The following is a 20,700-nucleotide window of genomic DNA, read 5'->3' as shown; positions in this document are numbered from 1 at the left end:
AACCTGCTTGTGGCCCCTTGGGTTCGAGCAGGTTTTGTAATTTAAAGCATGGGAAAAAACGTAATCATAACAGGGACCAGTCGCGGAATCGGTTTTGAATTGGTAAAGCAGTTTACTGCGGAGGGACACCGTGTTTTCGCCTTGTCTAGAAACGATAAACCTACTGCCGAATTGGTGGGTTGTTCTAGTATCTCTTGTGACCTTACCTTGGAAGATCATATTGAGGCTGCTGCTGGCCAGATCTTGAGTGAGGTAGACCAGATAGATATTTTGATAAACAATTCTGGCTATTTGGTGAATAAGCCATTTGCTGAGCTGCGTATGCAAGATTGGTTGCAATCGTATAGTGTCAATGTCTTTGGAGTTGCATTGCTTACTAAAGCCCTGCTTCCTGCAATGGGAAAAGACAGCCATGTGGTCAATGTGAGCAGTATGGGTGGCGTAATGGGTAGTGCAAAGTTTCCAGGGCTAACCGCCTACAGTTCTAGCAAAGGAGCACTTATTACTATGACAGAGGTACTTGCAGAAGAATACAAAGAGAGTGGTCCTTCGTTCAACGTATTGGCTCTCGGTGCTGTGCAAACTGAAATGCTGGCAGCGGCTTTCCCGGGTTATCAGGCGCCCATAACAGCGACTCAAATGGCCAATTATATCAAAGACTTTGCCCTAAGCGGACATCAGCTTTATAACGGTAAAGTGTTGCCGGTATCATCGTCTACACCCTAATGGAAGAAGTACTGGCCAAGTATATACCCCCAGCCGCAGTTCCAACTTGTTTGGAACTGATTAAAAAGAACGACGTTCATTTAAAGATCGTGAACCAGCGTGTGACCAGGCATGGTGACTATAGGTTATTGCCCGATGGCAGTCATCAGATAACTGTGAATGCCGGTGCGAATCCGTACAGATTCTTGATCACACTCGTCCACGAAATATCGCATCTCGTCGCATTTAAAGCATACGGTCGTCAAATCAAACCGCACGGAAAGGAGTGGAAGCGTACTTTTACACTGTTGATGCTTCCGTTTATCAACCCGCGGGTGTTCCCGCAGCAACTATTGCCGCTTTTGGCCATGCATTTTAAGAACCCAAAGGCAAGCAGTGATACAGATGCGAAATTATCGGTGGCGCTTGGCGAGTACGATCCGCCAACTGATAAAAATTATATTTTTGAGATACCCTTAGGAGGTGTTTTTAGGCTGTACAATGGAAAGGTATTTAAACGTGGTCAGAAAAGGGTAAAACGATACGAGTGTGTTGAGTTAGCTACAGGTAGGATCTATCTTTTTAACCCCAACGCAAAAGTTGAACAGATCAACTAAGAGATTATGAACAAAGATTATTATGCGGTAATTATGGCCGGCGGAGTGGGATCGCGCTTTTGGCCAGTGAGTACCTCGAGCTATCCAAAACAATTTCACGATATGCTCGGTACCGGAGATTCCTTGATCCAAAAGACCTTTAAACGTCTTTCTAATTTGGTTCCAGAGGAGCAGATCCTAATCTCAACCAACGACAGTTATAAAGATCTTGTGCAACAACAGTTGCCTCAGGTCAGTGACGCGCAACTGGTATTAGAGCCGGTAATGCGCAATACAGCGCCTTGTATTTTGATGGCTGCGCTAAAGATCTACAAAGAGAATCCCAATGCAGTTATGGTGGTGGCGCCATCGGATCATTGGATAGAGGACGAGCAGGCCTTTACAGCTAATATTAAAACTTGCTTTGAAGCAGCTTCGGAGGAAGATATTTTAATGACCTTGGGTATCAATCCTACTTTTCCAAATACTGGTTATGGCTATATTCAATACCAAGGCGAGGCGGCATCGGCAGTAAAACCAGTGATCCGCTTTACAGAGAAACCAGATTACGAAACGGCAAAGTCCTTTTTAGAAGAAGGTAATTACGTGTGGAACTCCGGGATGTTCATTTGGAGTGTTGCAAGCATTGTCAAGGCGTTCGAAGAGAAACTGCCTGCCATGCATGCCCTTTTTATGCAAGGCATGGAAGCTTATAACACGCCGGCCGAATTTGAATTCGTTGGCGCTCGTTTTGCCGAGGCGGAGAATATCTCCATCGACTACGGGATCATGGAACAAGCCAATAATGTGCGTGTCTTACCAGCGTCTTTCGATTGGAATGATCTGGGAGCCTGGGGCGCGCTTTATGACAAACTCCCAAAGGACACTGACAATAATGTAGTGGTCCGTGCCAAGACACAACTCAATAATGCCACTGGCAATATGATCTATACTGCTTCTGAGAAAGTGGTGGTTCTCGAAGACCTGCACGATTTTATCGTTGTAGAGAAAAAAGATGTACTCGTAGTGGTTCCAAAGGCCAAAGAACAAGAAATTAAGCGTATCTTAAACCAAGTGAAAGAGAACTTCGGAAACGATTACGCATAATTTATGGAGCAGCATTCGCAAACGCCTGATGAGGCGAAAACGCAAGAGCAGAAAGAGCAGAAAGAGCATATCAAGCAAGAAGCAAAGGGTTTATTTAAGAGCCTGCGCCAGTTTGTGGTGGATATCTTTGACTTTAGAGGCGATACAGATAGAGAGACAACCGTAGAGGCTGTTAAGGCCGATATTCCTTTTAAAGGCGCTACAGCTTGGATCTTGATTTGTTCAATATTCGTCGCCTCGGTTGGACTCAATGCCAATTCTACGGCTGTGGTCATTGGAGCTATGCTTATCTCTCCGCTAATGGGACCAATTCTGGGAATCGGGCTTTCCATTGCCATCAATGATATCGACACCTTAAGAAAGTCTTTGATCAATTTCGGAGTGATGGTGGTCTTAAGTGTGCTTACGGCCTTTTTATTCTTTTGGTTATTTCCCCTGAGAGAGGAGACCTCGGAGCTTTTAGGGCGTACCCGCCCTGATTTTAGAGATGTGCTTATTGCCTTCTTTGGTGGTTTGGCGCTAATTATAGCCAGAACCAAAAAAGGTACTATCGCCAGTGTGATCTTTGGGGTGGCTATTGCTACAGCCCTGATGCCACCTTTGTGTACGGTGGGATACGGCTTGGCGGAGTTTATTAAGGAAAACCCGAATGGCTTACCGTTTGCTCTTGGAGCCTTATATCTCTTTAGTATCAATACGATCTTTATTGCTTTGGCGACCTTTATCGTGGTCAAAGTGCTAGGCTTCCCGATGATACGCTATGCCAATAGTAAGCGTAGAAAGCGCATTGCGCGTTTGGCTTCTGTGGCGGCTCTTGTTGTTATGTTGCCTGCGGGATATACTTTTTATCAGGTGATCAAGGAAAGTCGCTTTAACGAGTCTGCAAAGAATTTTATCAATACGGAGCTCAACAGTTTATCTAACGCTAATTATATAAAAAGGAATGCTACTTACGATTACACTAATGGTGAGGGCGGGGCAATAACCATTACTACTTTTGGGCAAGATGTGATACCAGAGAGTACCATCAATGTTTTGCGCGGTCGGTTACAAGCTTATAACCCATTAAAGAATGCGACTTTCGATGTAATTCAGTCGCAATTCCAAAATGGATTTGAGGACGAATTGCGCTATATGGAACAATTGCGTACCCGCGATTCCCTGGATCTACTCAGTCAGTCACAAAAGATTCAATATTACGAGCAGGAGTTGGCAAAATTGCGTTTGTTAGAGCGCGATCTGATCCCTTTCCAGGATATTTGCGATGAGGCACGAATAAACTACGATGCCTTAACTAGTATTCAATATGCCAAGACCTATATCAATAATTTTCAGCGCATAGATACTTTGAATGTCTTTGCCATCAAGTGGAACGATTCCTTGCCTTTGGATCAGCGTTCGGCTTATACTAAAAGGCTCACCAATTGGCTTAAGTTCAAACTCAAAGCAGACACATTAGTCGTGCAAGAAATGCAATAAAAAAAGCGCCTCAAGGGCGCTTTTTTTATTTTATGGTCAATTCTATTTCTTAATGAACTGTTGGCTTACCGTTTGGCCTTCTATCTCTAATTGAATTAGATAAACTCCTTTATTCAATCCAGATACATCAAGACTGTTGTTCTGATCTACAGTGCCTAGCAGCACACGTCTGCCGTTGGTATCATAAACCGCTACTTCTGTTTCAGTCAAATTGCTCAATGAGAATTTAAGGCTGTTTACTGCAGGGTTTGGATAGAGTTGTAATCCGTTGATCTCAAAATCCGTTACAGCAAGCGGAGAATCGCCCTCGGTGTAAACGTGTGTTGTATTGATATCTGGGTTCAGATACTCATCTACATTCCCGCTAGGCCATTTTATGATCAGTTTGTCAATGCTTGCAGCAGTTCCCAATCCGAAGTGACCAGTAAGACTGCTCATATGGCTAAAACCAGTTCCAGAACGGATCTCACGGATCTGGATACCCCAATCTCCATAGATCTCTATACGGGCACCTATTCCTTGTATATTGCTTTCTACACCTACCAATTTGGTTTTAACCCAATTGTTGGAGTTTCCGGCATTGATCCAAAGGTCGTTGTTACGTACCACATCTAAGAATCCGTCGTTGTTCATGTCTCCAATTCCACCTTCGTCAAAAGGCAAGTCGTAACCGGTAAAGGTTCCATCTCCATTGTTTAAGTAAAGCTCACGAGCCAACTCAGAAAAGATATCTACAAAACCGTCGTTGTTAAAATCTGCGGCCTGATTTTCCCAAGCGCCCAAGTCGTTCGCGTTGATCCCTGTAGAACCAATAATGTCTACAAAGTTTCCGTTACCGTCGTTTTGCATAAAACGATTTTGGTCGGTGTGGTTTACGATAAAGGCGTCAAAGTCTCCGTCGTTGTCAAAGTCTTGAAATACTGTAGACCAACTCTGCGCATTGTCACGCATTCCAATGTCCAGACCGTTTTCGGTAAAAGTACCGTCGCCGTTGTTGGTGTACATGGCGTTATCTCTGTCTGGATCTCCTGAACTAGCTCCACCACGGCATTTGGTCAAGAACATATCAATATCGCCATCGTTGTCGTAGTCTACCCATAACGAAGCATAGTTTCCGGGGCGATCTAAAGTCACGATCAGTGATTGATCCATAATTAGGTTTCTACTTCCGTCGTTGCGATACGGATGAGACTCATCCACATCGTGACAAACAAAGGCATCCAGGTCTCCGTCGTTGTCTATATCGACTACATTAGAGCGCTGGGAGAATATATAAGTTGAGTCGCTATTGTCGTACGTAAAGCCTGAGATATTGGTTCCGTCTGTGGAATCTGCCCATAAAAAGGACACGCGATTTCCGTTGCCCAGCACTAGGTCGGTAAATCCATCGCCATCCATATCCCCGGCAGCAATACTCCAGGTTGGAGGCGAGGCGATACTCATAGAAAAGAATTGAGAAGTGAAAGTTCCGTCAGGGTTTTGGAAATCAATTCCAACACCGCCACTAGAGACACGTACATAGTCGTCTAAGTGATCGCCGTTCATATCGACAGCAGTTTCTGTTCCAGAAGTAGGATAAGAACCAATAAGGTGATCTTCGTTGGTAAAGCTAACCGTCTGGGCATGCATGGCAGCAACAGCGAGCAAAGCCGCTGCGCAAAGCGTAATTTTTTTCATCTATTTAATAATTTTTATTGCTTTGATAATCAAGCAAATAAAAAATTATTTGCATAGATCAACCGCGTTACTTTCGCATAAAAAATTTAATTAAGATCTCAAGGACACTAATAATTAAATTTGTTTATGCTCATTTCATAAAATTTTCTTTAGTGGCCTAAATGTACTGTTTTTCTGCAACTTGCCCACAATTTATTTGGGGGCGTTCTCTTGCAGTTGTACTTCGCGTATCTTCTTAAAGAGGTTAGAAGAATACACAAAATCGGTGACATTTTTATTGTCTGTCTTAAAGATCTCTTTGTTGGATCCTTGCCATACCAGATTTCCGAACTGCAGAAAGCAAATCTTTTCTCCGATCTCCATTACAGAGTTCATGTCGTGGGAATTGATTACTGTGGTGATGTCGTATTCCCTAGTGATCTCTTGGATGAGGTTGTCTATAAGGATGGCCGTTTTTGGGTCGAGTCCGGAGTTGGGTTCGTCGCAGAATAAATACTTCGGATTGTTTACTATAGCACGAGCAATAGCTACCCTTTTTTGCATTCCACCCGAGATCTCAGACGGGAATTTTTTGTTAACGTTTTCCAGATTCACACGCTTTAGTACGGTGTTTACACGATCTAAGAGTTCGTCTTTCTTCTTGCTGGTGAACATCCGCAGCGGAAACATGACATTCTCCTCCACGGTCATGGAATCGAAAAGGGCGCTGCCTTGAAAAACCATCCCGATGTCTTCTCTTAGGTCGCGCTTTTCGTCGTCGTTCATATCCTGGATGGCCTTATCCTGGAAATAGATCTTGCCTTGCTCTGGTGTGAACAGGCCGAGCAGACATTTTAAGAATACGGTCTTTCCAGATCCACTGGAGCCGATAATAAGATTCGTCTTACCCTTGTCAAAAGTGGTGGTGATTCCCTTCAGGATCTCCTCGGACCCAAAGCGCTTGTGTAAGTCTTCTACGCGTATCATTAGCTCAGTAGCATTTGGGTGATTAAATAGTTCATAAGGATGATCAAAACAGACGTCCAAACAAAGGAGTTGGTGTTTGCTTTTCCTACCTCCAAGGCTCCACCTTTCATATAGTAACCTTGCCAAGACGGCACGGTGGCTAATATGAAAGAGAATACAAAAGTCTTTATAAATGCGTAGGTGACATGAAAAGGAGTAAAGTCAGATTGAAGTCCTTGGATAAAGGCGTCGCTGGTACTGAATCCGCCGTAAACACCTGCTACCCATCCCCCAAAAATGCCAATAAACATAGAAATCCCAATGACCAATGGGAAGAACATCAGCGCCACTATTTTAGGAAAGACCAAATAGTTCAAGGAATTGATCCCCATTACTTCCAAAGCGTCTATTTGTTCCGTTACTCGCATAGATCCTATACTAGAAGTAATGGCAGATCCCACCTTTCCTGCCATAATAATAGCCATGAAAGTAGGGGAGAACTCTAAAATTATAGACTGTCGGGTGGCGAATCCCACCAAGTAATCTGGAATGAGTGGGTTGGAGATGTTCAATGCTGTCTGTATGGCAACCACCCCGCCCACAAAGAACGAAATGAATCCAACGATCCCCAAAGAGTTGATCACTAACTGATCTATTTCTTTGAATATAAGGTCGCGAAGCACAGCCCCTTTGGTAGGTCTGCTAAAGGTCTCGCGCAGCATAATGAAATATGAGCCGATATCTGTTAAGTACTTCTTTGGATTCATCTAAGCACGAAGGTACTAATTAATTTACGCTTGATGGCTGCTATTTAAGCAAGCTCATGATCTTGTGAAAGATCTCTGAATTTTCGTAGATCCCACCAAAATTTTCTGAGCCCGGACCATAAGCCAATACAGGTATCATAGTGCCGGAGTGTCCGTCTGTAGAAAAAGTAGGATTAATACTGTTGTAGTTCCCTCGGTCTGAGCCTAAGGTAAAGCCGCCGGTCTCGTGATCTGCTGTTACCACAACCAAGGTATTCCCGTCTTTCTTTGCGAATTCTAAGACTGCACCTAGCGTCTTGTCAAAGTCGAGCATTTCTCCTATGAGGTAGTCAGCGTCGTTGTCGTGTCCGCCCCAATCGATCTGCGAACCTTCTATCATTAAAAAGAAAGCTTGGTCGTTTTGAGAAAGACAGGCTACAGCTTGCAGACTGGCCTGACTTAAAAAATCACCACGACCTTCTATAGCTTTTGGTAAGGCGTTATCGGCTACAAATACTCCCATTTTATCTGCAAGAGTACTCGGAATTTTGGCTGTGTCTAATTGGAACCCTTTTGCAGTTAATTCACTAAGCAGGTTCAAGGAGTCGCTACGTTGGTTAAAGTATTTTAGCCCGCCGCCCGCAAAATAATTGAGGTTGGAATTTGCCAAGTCCTGCGCTATGGCCTCGTGCATATTTCTAGAGACTTGATGCGCATAAAAACTCGCTGGGGTAGCGTGAGTTATCGTAGAGGTTGCCACCACACCACTTACCATTTTCTTTTCAAGGAGCAGTTCAGGTAGGTTAGCAACGGCAGTACTGTCGCTGGCAACTCCAATGGCGCCGTTATAAGATTTTACACCACAAGCAAAGGCGGTAGCCCCTGCCGCCGAATCAGTGATCAGTTGAGCAGAAGACGAGGTTTTGATAAGCCCAACTACAGGAAACTCTTCCAGATTTGGAGTACCCTCACTGTAATACTGGGCAGATGACAATTGGCTTAGACCCATACCGTCTCCGATAAGTAAGATCACATTTTTAGGTGCATCGGTAGTAGTTTGGCTTGCTGTGGAGGCTTCTTTGGCCTGATCTTGACAACTAAGAAGTAATAAAGCCGTCAAGGCATAAACGAATAATTTCATCTATCGAAATTTTTTATAAAAGTACGAATCCCCTGCGAGCTAGAACAGCCGCGGCTAACCAATTAACTTTTGGATAATACTGCGATAGCGTATTTTACGCATAAATCGCCCTTGGTCTGGGTTTAAAAGAAAAGAATCCCCGGCTAGCCATGCCTTGAAAAAGCCGATCCCCGTATTGAAAAAGAATGCGACACTCTTTTTTCTGATGGCCATTTTAAAACTGGCAATTAAGGTTAGCAGTAAGCGATAGCGCATGCGGTAAAACGCCTGACCTTGTTTGTAGCGAGCCTTCTTATTATAGGTATGTCCAGTGGGTTTGAGGTGTTTTACCTTCAAGGATTCCAAGGTCACTACTTCCCAGCCGTGATAGCGTGCCAATAGTTCATCTACCGTGTCCCAGCCCATAGCTTCTTTTAGTCCGCCCATCTTCTTAAAACAGGCAGCTCTATAAGCTTTCAGGGCGCCGCGAATATGGTCTTTGCCCGTAAGGTTTTCCAAAACCCATTGGTCGTTTTGCAGCACATAACAGAACCCACCAACTATTCCCGCTTTGGGGTTGGCGGCAAAGGTTTGTACATGCAACTCCAAATAGTTTTCTGGAAAGATAAGATCTGCATCGAATTTACAGATCACATCTACATCACCCAAGTGTTGCAGTCCAAAATTAAAGGCTGCTATGACTTTTGAACCTGGAAAATGTCCTGCTTGCTCTGCTGGTTTTTGCAGCAGTAGTAGCTGTGGATGGGAACTGGCGTAGTTTTTAACTATTGTTGCGGTCTGGTCTGTAGAAGCGTCGTCCACCACAATGATCTGCTCCGCAGCATGGGTTTGCGCCAAAAGCGAATCTAAGGTCTGCGCTATATGTTGCGCTTCGTTATGTGCAGGGATAACTATGCCAAATCTCATCAGTCTAAAAAATACTGCCTAAGGCGAAAGTAATCAAAAACAAAGAGACCTAATAGTTGCCAACTTGACCTTTAGACGGACGCTGGGCATAAACCAAATAATAACGCGGGGTAAAACGTCTAAGAAAAGGTCTTATCCCGATCTTTTTGGTAGGGTTGGTAAATTTTTTACGCTTAATGATCTGCCAGCCGGCTTTTTCTAAAAGCCAGTCGAACTGCCAATCTTCGAATTCGTGATAATGTCTATCGCGCTCGTCGGTCTTGCTTTGATAAGCGCCGGCAAACCAAAGTTTTAAAGGTACAGAGGCTACCAAATAGTTAGCAGAAGATTCCTGGAGTAATGTAAAGGGTGCTACTAAGTGCTCCAAGATTTCGAAGGCAGTAAGTACTTCTCGGTCTGTATTCTTTACTGCGGATACATCCAGGTCCAGGTCTTCTCCTTGGGTGTTTTGCACGTCATAACCGGCATCGGTCATGTATTTGGTAAAAGGATTGGTAACTCCAAGGTCTAAAATCGCCTTGTCTGCAGGGACGCATTCTTGTAAGAATTCCAGAGTTAGCTGATACCGTTTCTTCGGAATCTTGCCGTCGTACATAATTAGTGTTTGTAAACGATGGCGTTAATATGCATTCCGGCCCCGACACTTGCAAAGATGACCACGTCGCCCTTTTTCACCTCATGGGCTTCCATGGTTCCTTTGCGAACCATATCGTAGAGCGTTGGTACTGTAGCTACGGAGCTGTTCCCCAATTTGTGGATGCTCATAGGCATGATTCCTTCTGGGATCTCTGCTTTGTATAAACGGTAGAGTCTCTTTAAGATAGCCTCGTCCATTTTTTCGTTGGCCTGATGGATAAAGATCTTCTTCACCTCCTCGATGCCAACGCCAGCTTCGTCCAAACACTCCTTCATAGCATTTGGTACATTGGTCAAGGCAAATTCGTAGATCTTGCGACCGTCCATTTTAATATATCGGGTATCTGGACAAAGGTCTTTATTGTATGACTTCCCGAAGTACAGGTAATAGGCTTCATCGTAGGTAAAGCTCGCTGTTTTATGACCTAGAATTCCTCCTTCTGAATTATCATCTGCTTCTACTATAGCGGCTCCAGCTCCATCCGAATAGATCATAGAATCACGGTCGTGCTTGTCTACTACACGAGAAAGCGTTTCGGCTCCAATAACCAAACAGCGTTTGGCCATACCCGCTCTAATAAAGGCCTGTGCCTGAATCACGCCTTCAACCCAACCAGGACAACCAAAAAGAATGTCATAAGCAACACAGTTAGGGTTCTTAATGCGTAAGCTGTGTTTTACACGCGAAGCTAAACTCGGTAAGATGTCACTTTGAATAGCGTTGTGCTTCACATCGCCAAAGTTGTGAGCTACGATGATGTAGTCTAAGGTCTCCGGATCTATTTTGGCGTCTTCAATGGCCTTTTCTGCCGCGAAGAATCCAATGTCCGAAGCGGTCAAATGATGCTTAACATAACGGCGTTCTCCAATTCCGGTAATGCCCTTAAATTTTTCTATGATGACTTCGTTGGGATGGGCAAATGGCGTTCCGTTGCTGTCTAAGAACTCGTGTTTATCAAAGTCTTCGTTCTTCTCAACGCTACTCGGGATATAGCTTCCTGTACCTGTGATTTTGATGCTCATTCTGGTTGTGTTGCGGTTAGCAATTCGGCTAAACTAAAACATATAACGCACAATTCCTGAAAATTATGCAGAAGGCCGAAATTTTTGCCATTATTGCAAAAAATCGGCCCAGCGCTTGTAAAAATAAGATTTTTTTAAGGAAAAAATCAAATTCCTTATGCTTCCATATATTCCTCTATCGGAGCACAAGTACAGATTAAATTACGGTCTCCGTAGGCATCGTCAACACGGCGCACGCTCGGCCAGAATTTGTTATCTGTAAGATACTCCAAAGGATATGCGGCTTCTTGTCTGCTATATGGAAACTCCCAATTATCTGAAGTAACCATATGCAAGGTGTGCGGCGCGTTCTTTAAAACGTTGTTCGCGTCGTCTTTAGAAGCTGCATCTATTTCTTTACGGATAGAGATCATGGCATCGCAGAATCGGTCTAATTCGGCCTTGCTTTCGCTCTCTGTTGGCTCTATCATTATAGTACCTGCTACCGGGAACGATACCGTAGGAGCATGGAATCCGTAGTCCATAAGTCGCTTAGCAATATCGGTCACTTCAATGCCGTGCTCTTTAAAAGGACGACAGTCTATGATCATCTCGTGAGCGGCTCTTCCTTGTTCGCCCGTATAAAGAGTCTGGTAATGGCCACTCAAACGCTCTTTGATATAATTGGCGTTCAAAATGGCGTATTCGGTAGACTTCCGCAATCCGCTTTCACCTAACATGGAGATGTAAGCGTAACTGATCAAGCAAGCCAAGGCAGAACCCCAAGGTGCTGCAGAGATCGGAGTGATCGCTTCAGTCCCTCCAGTTTCAATTAAAGGATTACCCGGTAAGAAAGGAACCAATTGTTCTGCCACACAGATAGGACCCACTCCCGGACCTCCTCCTCCGTGAGGAATCGCAAAGGTCTTGTGCAAGTTCAGGTGACACACATCGGCACCGATGGCGCCTGGATTGGTCAAGGCTACTTGGGCGTTCATGTTGGCTCCGTCCATATAGACTTGACCGCCATATTCATGAATGATCCCTGTGATCTCCCGTATAGCCGATTCGTATACCCCGTGCGTTGACGGATAGGTAACCATCAGCGCTGCCAAATTATCTTTGTGAGCAATGGCTTTCTCGCGAAGATCTTCTACGTCTATATTTCCGTGCTCATCTGCTTTGGTAACCACAACTTTCATACCAGCCATTACTGCGGATGCCGGATTGGTTCCGTGGGCAGAAGACGGGATCAAACAAATGTCTCTGTGATGATCACCACGAGAATGGTGGTAAGCTCTAATGACCATAAGCCCAGCGAATTCACCTTGTGCTCCAGAGTTTGGTTGCAGCGAAGTTCCAGCAAAGCCAGTGATCTCCGTAAGTTGTTCTTCTAACTTTTTAAGTACCAATTGGTAACCCAAAGCTTGCTCCACAGGAACAAATGGGTGAATGTTTACCCAGTTTGGATCGCTCAAAGGAAGCATCTCCGAAGCGGCATTGAGTTTCATTGTACAGCTCCCCAATGGGATCATAGAATGGTTCAAGGAAAGGTCCTTGCGTTCCAGCTTTTTAATGTAGCGCATCAGTTCCGACTCACTGTGGTAACTGTTAAATACCTCGTGGGTCAAGAATTCTGTGGTGCGTTCCAATGATGTGGCCAAGCCAGACTTGTCTAGCAAACGCTCAATCTGCGGAGCCTCTTTAAAATTGGCTTCAGCAAAGATCGCTACAATGGTGTTGAGATCGTCCAGATTGGCGGTCTCGTTCATAGAGATAGAAACAGTTTCAGCATCCGGATAATAGAAGTTGAGGTTGTTGGCCTCTGCAATGAGTTTGATATGGTTTGCATCTGCCTTTAGGCGGATGGTATCGAAATAACTGTCGTTGAGCTGTTCATAGCCCAATTCTTTAAGATAGTGCTCCAAGGTAGCCGCAGAACGGTGTACTTTGGTCGCAATGTCTTTCAAACCTTCTGGTCCGTGATAAACGGCGTACATTCCGGCCATAACGGCTAAGAGTACCTGGGCTGTACATATGTTCGAGGTGGCCTTGTCGCGTTTAATGTGTTGCTCTCTGGTCTGCAGCGCCATGCGCAGAGCGCGGTTGCCATCTGTATCGCGAGTCACCCCAATGATACGTCCCGGGATATGTCTTTTGAAATCCTCACGAGTTGCAAAGTAAGCAGCGTGTGGTCCGCCGTAACCGAGTGGAATCCCAAAGCGTTGTGTTGTGCCGACAACAACATCAGCACCTAAGGCACCTGGAGCTTCAAGTAGGACGAGACTTAAAGGATCAGCAGCAACAGCCACCTTAATATTCATGGCATGCGCACTGCTGATAAAACTTTTATAGTCGAAAGTGATTCCGCTTGTGCCTGGATATTGCAAGAGGGCTCCGAAGTACTCTGAAGAGAAATCAAATTCGCGGTGATCGCCAACAACCAATTCAATTCCGATAGGAATCGCTCGTGTTTCTAAGAGCGAGCGTGTTTGTGGCAATACTTCTTCTGAAACAAAGAATTTAACAACTTCGGCTTTCTTTTGCTCTCTTTCGCGAACGGCAAAGAGTAAGGTCATGGCCTCTGCAGCAGCAGTTGATTCATCTAAGAGCGAAGCGTTGGCCAATTCCATACCTGTGAGGTCGGTTATCATGGTCTGGTAGTTCAAAAGCGCTTCCAATCTCCCCTGTGCGATCTCTGCCTGATAAGGGGTATAGGCTGTATACCATCCTGGGTTCTCCAAAATATTGCGCTGAATAGGCGCCGGAGTAGAGGAGCGGTGGTAACCCAGACCAATAAAACTTTTATAGACCTGATTGTTTTCAGATAAAGCGTTGATATGATCGGCAAATTCCACCTCGCTCATCGGTTTGTCCAGATGTAATTTCTGAGCCAATCGAATGTCGTTGGGGATGGTTTCAGAGATCAGTTGTTCCAAGCTGTCAACACCTATGGTGGCTAACATGCTTTGCAGGTCCGACGGTCTTGGACCAATGTGTCTTAGCGCAAAAGAATCCGTGTTCATTGGGTTGTAAAAATTTGTATACAAAAATACGACATATCCATAATAAAACAGCAGTTTTACCAGGAGGGCAAAATTTATTTATTGACAGTTTCTGAGCGAATTGTTCATTAAATTAGCTGCTGTAATGAGCGCCTTGAGAACTTTCTTCGATTTTTACCTTAAAAGCAGTATCCATGTGGCCGTTGCCGTTTGTAGTTTTCAATGGGCTGCCTACCGTTTTTTAGACCTAGTTCCGAAAATTGAATTATTGGTTTTTACTTTTTTGGCGGCAATAAGCGGTTACAATTTTATCAAGTATGCCGAAAGGGCTCGTTGGTATCACAAAAGTCTTCCTCGAGAGCTGCGGAACATTCAGCTTTTTTCTTTGGGTTGTTTTATTGCTTTGCTCGGCTGCGGATTCTTGCTTCCGGTGAACACTTTGGCCGGTTTTGGCTTGCTGTCATTACTAACTCTGGCCTACGTGATTCCCATGTTGCCTCAGGCTAAGACCTTACGGACGCTAGCAGGCATAAAGATATTTGTGGTGGCCCTGGTTTGGGCGGGAACTGCGATAGCAATTCCCCTTTGGGATGCACAATTAATACCGACAACAGATGCCTGGCTTTTGTTTATGCAGATCTTTCTAACAGTTTTTGCGCTTACCATTCCCTTTGAGATTCGAGACCTGCAGTTCGACGGAGATCAGTTGAGAACGCTGCCGCAGATCTTCGGAGTTGCAAAGAGCCGCTATCTTGGAATATTCGCGGTATTGATAGCTGCAATTTTAGAAGGTTTTAAAGACGAATTCTTGCTGTATTCCAACGGATATTGGTTGTTGCTTACAGTGTTGACCGTGCTCGGACTTATCCGCAGTAAAAAAGAACAGCCGCCTTATCTGGCGGCCTTTTGGATAGAGGCGATCCCCATTGTAGGATTGATCTACCTTTATGTAGTGGCGGGTTTACCTTTATTTGTCAGCTAATTGCTTGTTGAGTAGCTCTTGCAGTTCCGCTTTCTCTTCTTTACTTACCGTATTTACTTTAGGGTTTTTGACCGCTTTGGTCAATTTGTTATTGCGAGCTGTATACTTCTGACAAGCGCGGCAATAGATCAAATGTATGTTCAGGCGCACCTTTTCCCAAAAGGAGGCTTCTTTGTATTGGCTTTTATCACAAATGTGATTGGCCTCGTGACATTCTAATTTCAATTTTCCCATTTCCTAAAACCAATTGTTTTCAAGGCAATCTGCCATGGCTTTGCGCGCCCGGTGGATGATCACCCATAAGTTAGACGGTGTAATATCAAAAGCATTACAAATTGCTTCTGTATCAAAATTTTCCATGGTCTTCATGCGGAATATTGTTCGCTGCTTCTCATTTAGACCATCCAGGCAATCGTAGATCGCGGTTCCTAACTCCTGGTTCTCCAACTGGTCTTCTGCAGTGCGATCAAATTTATCTGCCACGCGCTCTTCTAACCAATCGCCTTCGGTTTCGCTGTCATCGTAATTAATACGCACCTCGGCCTTGCTCTTGTTGGAGTTGATCTTGCGGTAATGATCAATGATCTTGCGCTTTAAGATCGACACCAACCATGTTCGCTCTGTAGCATCTCCTTTAAAATTATCCATAGACTTCAGGCCTGCCAAAAAAGTCTCACTAATGAGGTCTTTAGCCAGGTCTCTGTCGTTTACACGAGCAATGGTGTAATTGAAAAGGTAGTCTGAATACCGAGCCACCCATTGGGTTGCATCTATTTGATTGTCTGCCATAAAGAGGCCAGTTGTAGATTTTTCCAAAAATAAAAAAGTTCTACAACTTTTAGGGGGTTGTTTTTCCTTAAGGCAGATTACAATAAACCAGCTCGTTCTAAAAGCGCTTTAGGATCTGGTTTTTGACCGCGGAATTTAACATAGAGTTCCATCGGGTCCTGAGTGCCTCCTTGAGACAGCACAAAGTCCTTGAACTTATCTGCAACGGTTCTGCTAAAGATTCCCTCCGACTTAAAGTAACTGAACGCATCAGCATCCAATACCTCTGCCCACTTATAGCTGTAATAACCAGCAGAATATCCGCCTTGAAAAATATGGCTGAAAGAGGTGCTCATACAGGTCTCAGGCGTAGCCGGATAAAGTTTTGTAGGAGCAAATGCAGCTTCTTCAAAAGACTTCACATCTGCTACGCTGCTTGGATCTGCTCCATGCCAGGCCATATCTAACATACCAAAGCTCAGTTGACGCAAGGTTTGCATGCCTTCATTAAAGGTGGCGCTGGCCTTGATCTTTTTAATGAGCTCCATAGGGATATCTGCTCCAGTTTGGTAATGCTTGGCAAAGAGCGATAAAGCCTCTTGCTCGTAGCACCAGTTTTCCATAAGCTGGCTGGGTAGCTCCACAAAATCCCAAAGCACGCTGGTTCCAGACAAGCTGCTGTAGGTGGTGTTGGCCAACATACCGTGCAAAGCGTGTCCAAATTCATGGAATAGTGTGGTCACCTCATTAAAAGTCAAAAGTGAAGGCTTGTCAGCTGTTGAGGGCGTGAAATTACACACTATGGAAACATGCGGTCTTTCGTTCTTGCCGTTTACAGTTTGCTGCGGACGGTAACTGGTCATCCAAGCACCACCGCGCTTCCCGGGTCTCGGGTGGAAATCCGCATAGAACAAAGAGATATAATTCCCTTTGCTGTCCGTGACTTTATAGGTTTTTACATCTTTATGATAGACCGGTACATCATCGATAGGCTCAAAATTCAGATCGAACAAACGAGAAGCTACCTCAAAAGAACCGGCAATGACCTTGTCCAACTCAAAGTAAGGCTTGAGTTCTTCCTCGTCAAAGTCAAAGAGTTTTTTCTTGAGCTTTTCTCCGTAGTAAGCACCGTCCCATTTCTGCAATTGGTCTATGCCGTCCAGCTCTATAGCAAACTGCTCCAAACGATCGAATTCTGCATTTGCTGCAGGTTTGGCTTTGTCTTTTAATTCCTCTAAAAAGGCTGTAACCGCTTCTGGGGTTTTGGCCATGCGGTCTTCTAATACAAAGTGGGCATGACTGTCATAGCCCAACAATTGTGCTCGTTTGTGGCGCAGATTAGCTATATCCAACACCAATTGCTGGTTGTCGTTCTCATTGCCTTTAAAAGCCTTAGCACCAAAAGCCAAGGATAATTCTTTACGCAGCTCCCTATTATCTGCATAGGTCATAAACGGAATATAACTGGGGTATTGCAAAGTGATCACCCAACCTTCCTTGCCGCGAGCTTTAGCCTCCGCAGCAGCCATAGCCTTAGCTGTTTCTGGCAAACCACTTAGCTCTGATTCCTCAGTGAGGTGCAACTCATAAGCGTTCGTCTCTGCCAAGACATGCTCTCCAAACTTTAAGGTCTTTTGAGCGAGTTCGGCATCTATTTTTCTGAGTTCTTGCTGATCGGCTTCCTTGAGGTTAGCCCCATTTCTGGCAAAGCCCTGATATTGACGCTCCAATAGCATGGCATCTTCCGCAGTCAATTCCAACTGCGCTTTATTGTCGTAAACTGCTTTTACGCGTCTAAACAAAGCCTCATTTAATAGTAAATCGTTTTTAAAAGCCGATAGGAGCGGAGAGATCTCTTGCGCGATCTTTTGGATCTGCTCGTTGGTCTCGGCACTGTTCAGGTTAAAGAAAATAGAACTTACCTTACCCAATTGCTGGCCTGTACGCTCCAAAGCAACCACCGTATTTAAAAAGGTGGGAGCTTCCGTTTGGTCTGTAATGGCCTCAACCTCCTGATGCGTATCTGCGATCAAGGTTTTAATGGCGGGGCTAAAATGTTCGGGTTTTATTTTATCAAAAGGAGCAGCGTCAAAAGGCTGCAACAATGGATTTACTGTACTCATGGATTATTTTTCCTTCAAAGATTTGGCACCTTCTTCTACTTTGATCTTTAGGCCTTCTTTATAGGCAATGATCTTATCCAATACACATTTGTCATGAGCTCCAATTATCTGCGCTGCGAGGATACCGGCATTCTTAGCGCCGTCTAAAGCTACAGTAGCTACAGGTACACCACCGGGCATTTGCAAGATGGATAGCACAGAATCCCAACCGTCAATAGAATTTCTTGATTTTACGGGGACACCAATTACAGGAAGAGGCGAAAGGGAAGCGATCATCCCTGGTAAGTGCGCTGCGCCACCAGCTCCGGCAATGATCACTGAAAAGCCGCGTTCATGGGCGTGTTTTCCGTAGTCAAAAAGTTTGTCTGGTGTTCTGTGTGCCGATACGATATCCACTTCAACTTGAATATCAAACCCGGCCAAAATATCAATGGCTTCTTGCATTACCGGCAGATCACTGGTGCTGCCCATTATGATTCCTACTTTACTCATGACTACTAATTACGCGTATTTTTTCTTTTACTTCTTGAGCGATCCGTCTGGCCTCTGCCAGATTCTCGTTGGTGATGGTCACATGGCCCATCTTTCTAAAAGGGCGGGTCATCTTTTTGCCGTAAATGTGTGGGGTAACCCCTGGCAAACGCATGATCTCCGCAATATTTTCATAGCGAACCTGGCCGGTATGCCCTTCGGCTCCTACTAAGTTAACCATTATCCCACCAACCTTACTGTCTGTATTCCCTAAAGGCAAACCGAGTACGGCGCGCAGGTGTTGTTCAAACTGATTGGTAAAGCTGGCCTCTATGCTGTAGTGACCGCTGTTGTGCGGACGCGGTGCCACTTCGTTGACCAAGATCTGATCGTCTTCCGTTTGGAAGAGTTCTACGGCTAAAAGCCCAACATGACCAAATGCTGCGGAAGCTTTCAGTGCGACTTCGCGGGCCTTCTTTGCAACGGCGTCGTCAATACGAGCTGGGCAGATCACATACTCCACTTGATTGGCCTCCGGATGAAATTCCATTTCCACTACTGGATAGCTTATAGCTTCTCCATTGGCAGAACGCGCAACGATTACTGCGAGTTCATTTTTAAAAGGAATCATCTTTTCGGCTATACAAGGAACATTAGCTAAAGAGTCCAGATCGCTAAGTTCGCGAACGATCTTTACTCCCATGCCGTCATAACCACCTACACAGCTTTTCCATACAAAAGGCAGTTCCCAATTGTTGGCAGCTACCCAGCTTTTGGCTTCCTCAGTAGATTCAAAACGTTTGTAGGGCGCTGTTGGAATTTCATGTGCAGCATAAAAGTCTTTTTGAACGCCTTTGTTTTGAATATTTCTAAGCGTTGCGGCCTGCGGATAGGTTTTAACACCTTCTGATTCTAGCTTTTCCAAAGCGTCCAAATTCACACCTTCTATCTCAATGGTAAGCACGTCCACATCTTTTCCGAAGTTGTAAACCGTGTCAAAATCCATCAGATCGCCTTGCACAAAAGTGTCGCAAGCAATGCGGCAAGGCGCCTCAGCGCTAGGGTCCAATACTTTTGTTTTAATGTCGAATTTACGGGTGTCGTACAGGAGCATTTTGCCCAGTTGTCCTCCGCCTAGAATACCTAAAGTGAAGTTTGTAGAGAAATAATCGGTCATTGTTATACCAAATGAACCACAAAAATACATCTTTTGATTCTAACCATAATACGCACTGCTAATAAAGCTTAAAAGCGTATCTTTGCCCCGAATTTAAAAGGCCTCAAGCGATTTGATCACTCTAGGAGATAAGCAATTTGAAAAGTATTTGTCTGCAACAGATGTGCAGCATGCTGTAAACGGCGTGGCGGTACGAATTGGAGACGATTTTAAAGACAAGAACCCAGTTTTTCTTGTGGTTTTGAATGGTGCTTTTTTCTTTGCTGCGGATCTGATCAAGCGTTTTACTTACCCTTGTGAACTCAGCTTTATAAAAGTTGCCAGTTATGAAGGGCTGCACAGTTCTGGAGACATTTCTACAGTTATGGGTGCAGAACCTTCACTTAAGGGAAGACATGTTATCGTGGTAGAAGACATAGTGGATTCTGGCAATACCATTGAGGCCATTATTGAAATACTTAATCAGGAGCAGGTAGCTAGTTATGCTATAGCTTCGCTATTCTATAAACCCGACGCCTATCTAAAATCCTTCCATTTGGATTATGTGGGGATGGAGATTGAAGACCGTTTCATTATTGGATATGGTTTGGATTACAACGGCTTGGGTAGAAACTTAAAAGACATTTACATTTTAAAAGCACAACAAATGACAAATCTCGTATTGTTTGGCCCTCCGGGAGCCGGAAAAGGAACACAAGCCGCATTGATCAAAGATCGTTACGAGCTGGTACACATCTCTACCGGAGACGTATTCCGATACAATATGAAGAACAATACCGAGCTGGGACAAGCTGCAAAAGCCTATATGGATCGAGGCGACTTGGTGCCGGATTCTTTGACCATTGATATGCTGCGTGCAGAGGTTGAAAAGAACCCACAGGCCAAAGGCTTTATTTTTGATGGATTCCCAAGAACCGAAGCACAAGCTGCCGCCTTGGATGAACTATTGGAAAGCATGAACTCAGCAGTTAGTGGTTGTGTTGCTCTTGAAGTAGACACCGAGATCTTGGTAGAACGCTTGTTGGAGCGTGGCAAGACCAGCGGTCGTGCAGATGATCAGGACGAATCTAAGATCCGTAACCGTTTTGACGAATACAACGAAAAGACAGCGGTTTTAAAAGACTACTACCGCAAACAAGATAAATTCCACGCTGTAGACGGCGTTGGTTCTATCGACGATATCACCGGACGCTTAACAGCGGTGATCGATCAGTTATAATCCGCAGTAAAAAAT

The 20,700-nt window shown here is 44.6% G+C and carries 19 protein-coding genes; 6 read left to right on the top strand and 13 right to left on the bottom strand.

Going from position 1 to position 20,700, the window contains the following annotated elements; all coding sequences use genetic code 11:
• Positions 1 to 48: 48 nt before the first annotated feature.
• Genes AC0J2F_RS04410 through AC0J2F_RS04395 form a run of 4 tightly spaced genes read left to right on the top strand, consistent with a single transcriptional unit; the run spans position 49 to position 3,887 of the window.
• On the top strand, positions 49 to 726 hold the full coding sequence (locus AC0J2F_RS04410; protein ID WP_473009013.1) for an SDR family NAD(P)-dependent oxidoreductase: 678 nt from the start codon (positions 49 to 51) through the stop codon (positions 724 to 726).
• Positions 726 to 1,322, top strand: coding sequence for a SprT-like domain-containing protein (locus AC0J2F_RS04405; protein WP_473009012.1), 597 nt, complete (start codon positions 726 to 728; stop codon positions 1,320 to 1,322). Before AC0J2F_RS04410 ends, AC0J2F_RS04405 begins: the two co-directional genes overlap by 1 nt.
• 6 nt (positions 1,323 to 1,328) lie before the next feature.
• The gene (locus tag AC0J2F_RS04400) at positions 1,329 to 2,408 is read left to right on the top strand and encodes a mannose-1-phosphate guanylyltransferase (protein ID WP_473009011.1); all 1,080 of its coding nucleotides are present in this window, start codon (positions 1,329 to 1,331) and stop codon (positions 2,406 to 2,408) included.
• Between the two features lie 3 nt (positions 2,409 to 2,411).
• Positions 2,412 to 3,887 carry a DUF389 domain-containing protein gene (locus AC0J2F_RS04395; RefSeq protein ID WP_473009010.1) on the top strand — a complete coding sequence of 492 codons (1,476 nt, stop codon included), beginning with the start codon at positions 2,412 to 2,414 and terminating at the stop codon, positions 3,885 to 3,887.
• A gap of 42 nt (positions 3,888 to 3,929) precedes the next feature.
• Here AC0J2F_RS04395 and AC0J2F_RS04390 read toward each other — a convergent pair whose 3' ends face one another.
• From AC0J2F_RS04390 to gcvP, 8 genes are all read right to left on the bottom strand, one after another.
• Positions 3,930 to 5,564, bottom strand: coding sequence for an FG-GAP-like repeat-containing protein (locus AC0J2F_RS04390; RefSeq protein WP_473009009.1), 1,635 nt, complete (start codon positions 5,562 to 5,564; stop codon positions 3,930 to 3,932).
• Positions 5,565 to 5,756: 192 nt separating this feature from the next.
• Complete coding sequence (locus AC0J2F_RS04385) at positions 5,757 to 6,530, bottom strand: ABC transporter ATP-binding protein (protein WP_473009008.1); 774 nt, start codon at positions 6,528 to 6,530, stop codon at positions 5,757 to 5,759.
• Positions 6,530 to 7,276 (bottom strand): MlaE family ABC transporter permease, encoded by a 747-nt coding sequence (locus AC0J2F_RS04380; protein ID WP_473009007.1) that lies wholly within the window; start codon positions 7,274 to 7,276, stop codon positions 6,530 to 6,532. Before AC0J2F_RS04380 ends, AC0J2F_RS04385 begins: the two co-directional genes overlap by 1 nt.
• A 40-nt stretch (positions 7,277 to 7,316) precedes the next feature.
• Positions 7,317 to 8,396: an alkaline phosphatase gene (locus AC0J2F_RS04375; RefSeq protein ID WP_473009006.1), complete on the bottom strand. Its 1,080-nt coding sequence runs from the start codon at positions 8,394 to 8,396 to the stop codon at positions 7,317 to 7,319.
• Positions 8,397 to 8,450: 54 nt separating this feature from the next.
• The gene (locus tag AC0J2F_RS04370) at positions 8,451 to 9,302 is read right to left on the bottom strand and encodes a glycosyltransferase family 2 protein (RefSeq protein ID WP_473009005.1); all 852 of its coding nucleotides are present in this window, start codon (positions 9,300 to 9,302) and stop codon (positions 8,451 to 8,453) included.
• A 49-nt stretch (positions 9,303 to 9,351) separates the two neighbouring features.
• A complete protein-coding gene (locus tag AC0J2F_RS04365) occupies positions 9,352 to 9,897 on the bottom strand; it encodes a methyltransferase (RefSeq protein WP_473009004.1) in 546 nt (181 codons plus the stop codon).
• Between the two features lie 2 nt (positions 9,898 to 9,899).
• Positions 9,900 to 10,961: a 3-oxoacyl-ACP synthase III family protein gene (locus tag AC0J2F_RS04360; protein ID WP_473009003.1), complete on the bottom strand. Its 1,062-nt coding sequence runs from the start codon at positions 10,959 to 10,961 to the stop codon at positions 9,900 to 9,902.
• 155 nt (positions 10,962 to 11,116) lie between these two features.
• Positions 11,117 to 13,966: an aminomethyl-transferring glycine dehydrogenase gene (gene gcvP, locus AC0J2F_RS04355; protein WP_473009002.1), complete on the bottom strand. Its 2,850-nt coding sequence runs from the start codon at positions 13,964 to 13,966 to the stop codon at positions 11,117 to 11,119.
• A gap of 124 nt (positions 13,967 to 14,090) precedes the next feature.
• On the opposite strand from gcvP, the gene AC0J2F_RS04350 reads away from it, so the two are divergent.
• Positions 14,091 to 14,927, top strand: coding sequence for a UbiA prenyltransferase family protein (locus AC0J2F_RS04350; protein ID WP_473009001.1), 837 nt, complete (start codon positions 14,091 to 14,093; stop codon positions 14,925 to 14,927).
• Here AC0J2F_RS04350 and AC0J2F_RS04345 read toward each other — a convergent pair.
• The 5 genes from AC0J2F_RS04345 to purK all read right to left on the bottom strand — a co-directional run bounded on the left by AC0J2F_RS04345 (position 14,913) and on the right by purK (position 19,466).
• Positions 14,913 to 15,161: a hypothetical protein gene (locus AC0J2F_RS04345; protein WP_087524571.1), complete on the bottom strand. Its 249-nt coding sequence runs from the start codon at positions 15,159 to 15,161 to the stop codon at positions 14,913 to 14,915. The two genes, AC0J2F_RS04350 and AC0J2F_RS04345, sit on opposite strands and share 15 nt — an antisense overlap.
• Positions 15,162 to 15,164: 3 nt before the next feature.
• Positions 15,165 to 15,716 (bottom strand): sigma-70 family RNA polymerase sigma factor, encoded by a 552-nt coding sequence (locus AC0J2F_RS04340; protein ID WP_473009000.1) that lies wholly within the window; start codon positions 15,714 to 15,716, stop codon positions 15,165 to 15,167.
• A gap of 77 nt (positions 15,717 to 15,793) precedes the next feature.
• Entirely contained in the window at positions 15,794 to 17,818 is a 2,025-nt protein-coding gene (locus AC0J2F_RS04335) for a M3 family metallopeptidase (RefSeq protein WP_473008999.1), read from the bottom strand.
• 3 nt (positions 17,819 to 17,821) lie between these two features.
• On the bottom strand, positions 17,822 to 18,310 hold the full coding sequence (gene purE, locus AC0J2F_RS04330) for a 5-(carboxyamino)imidazole ribonucleotide mutase (protein WP_087524579.1): 489 nt from the start codon (positions 18,308 to 18,310) through the stop codon (positions 17,822 to 17,824).
• Positions 18,303 to 19,466: a 5-(carboxyamino)imidazole ribonucleotide synthase gene (gene purK / locus AC0J2F_RS04325; protein WP_473008998.1), complete on the bottom strand. Its 1,164-nt coding sequence runs from the start codon at positions 19,464 to 19,466 to the stop codon at positions 18,303 to 18,305. Before purK ends, purE begins: the two co-directional genes overlap by 8 nt.
• Before the next feature lie 112 nt (positions 19,467 to 19,578).
• On the opposite strand from purK, the gene AC0J2F_RS04320 reads away from it, so the two are divergent.
• A complete protein-coding gene (locus tag AC0J2F_RS04320; protein WP_473008997.1) occupies positions 19,579 to 20,685 on the top strand; it encodes an adenylate kinase in 1,107 nt (368 codons plus the stop codon).
• Positions 20,686 to 20,700: the final 15 nt, after the last annotated feature.

This window comes from Gilvibacter sp. CC01 (assembly GCF_055755295.1).
The sequence above is the reverse complement of the archived record's forward strand: the minus strand, read 5'-3'. Positions and strand labels throughout refer to the sequence as shown.

Coding starts and splice junctions, on each gene's coding strand:
- AC0J2F_RS04350 (WP_473009001.1), top strand. CDS start 14,091: ATGAGCGCCTTGAGAACTTTCTTCGATTTTTACCTTAAAAGCAGTATC.
- AC0J2F_RS04410 (WP_473009013.1), top strand. CDS start 49: ATGGGAAAAAACGTAATCATAACAGGGACCAGTCGCGGAATCGGTTTT.
- AC0J2F_RS04395 (WP_473009010.1), top strand. CDS start 2,412: ATGGAGCAGCATTCGCAAACGCCTGATGAGGCGAAAACGCAAGAGCAG.
- AC0J2F_RS04345 (WP_087524571.1), bottom strand. CDS start 15,161: ATGGGAAAATTGAAATTAGAATGTCACGAGGCCAATCACATTTGTGAT.
- AC0J2F_RS04365 (WP_473009004.1), bottom strand. CDS start 9,897: ATGTACGACGGCAAGATTCCGAAGAAACGGTATCAGCTAACTCTGGAA.
- purK (WP_473008998.1), bottom strand. CDS start 19,466: ATGACCGATTATTTCTCTACAAACTTCACTTTAGGTATTCTAGGCGGA.
- AC0J2F_RS04405 (WP_473009012.1), top strand. CDS start 726: ATGGAAGAAGTACTGGCCAAGTATATACCCCCAGCCGCAGTTCCAACT.
- AC0J2F_RS04400 (WP_473009011.1), top strand. CDS start 1,329: ATGAACAAAGATTATTATGCGGTAATTATGGCCGGCGGAGTGGGATCG.
- AC0J2F_RS04390 (WP_473009009.1), bottom strand. CDS start 5,564: ATGAAAAAAATTACGCTTTGCGCAGCGGCTTTGCTCGCTGTTGCTGCC.
- AC0J2F_RS04370 (WP_473009005.1), bottom strand. CDS start 9,302: ATGAGATTTGGCATAGTTATCCCTGCACATAACGAAGCGCAACATATA.
- purE (WP_087524579.1), bottom strand. CDS start 18,310: ATGAGTAAAGTAGGAATCATAATGGGCAGCACCAGTGATCTGCCGGTA.
- AC0J2F_RS04375 (WP_473009006.1), bottom strand. CDS start 8,396: ATGAAATTATTCGTTTATGCCTTGACGGCTTTATTACTTCTTAGTTGT.
- gcvP (WP_473009002.1), bottom strand. CDS start 13,966: ATGAACACGGATTCTTTTGCGCTAAGACACATTGGTCCAAGACCGTCG.
- AC0J2F_RS04385 (WP_473009008.1), bottom strand. CDS start 6,530: ATGATACGCGTAGAAGACTTACACAAGCGCTTTGGGTCCGAGGAGATC.
- AC0J2F_RS04335 (WP_473008999.1), bottom strand. CDS start 17,818: ATGAGTACAGTAAATCCATTGTTGCAGCCTTTTGACGCTGCTCCTTTT.
- AC0J2F_RS04340 (WP_473009000.1), bottom strand. CDS start 15,716: ATGGCAGACAATCAAATAGATGCAACCCAATGGGTGGCTCGGTATTCA.
- AC0J2F_RS04380 (WP_473009007.1), bottom strand. CDS start 7,276: ATGAATCCAAAGAAGTACTTAACAGATATCGGCTCATATTTCATTATG.
- AC0J2F_RS04360 (WP_473009003.1), bottom strand. CDS start 10,961: ATGAGCATCAAAATCACAGGTACAGGAAGCTATATCCCGAGTAGCGTT.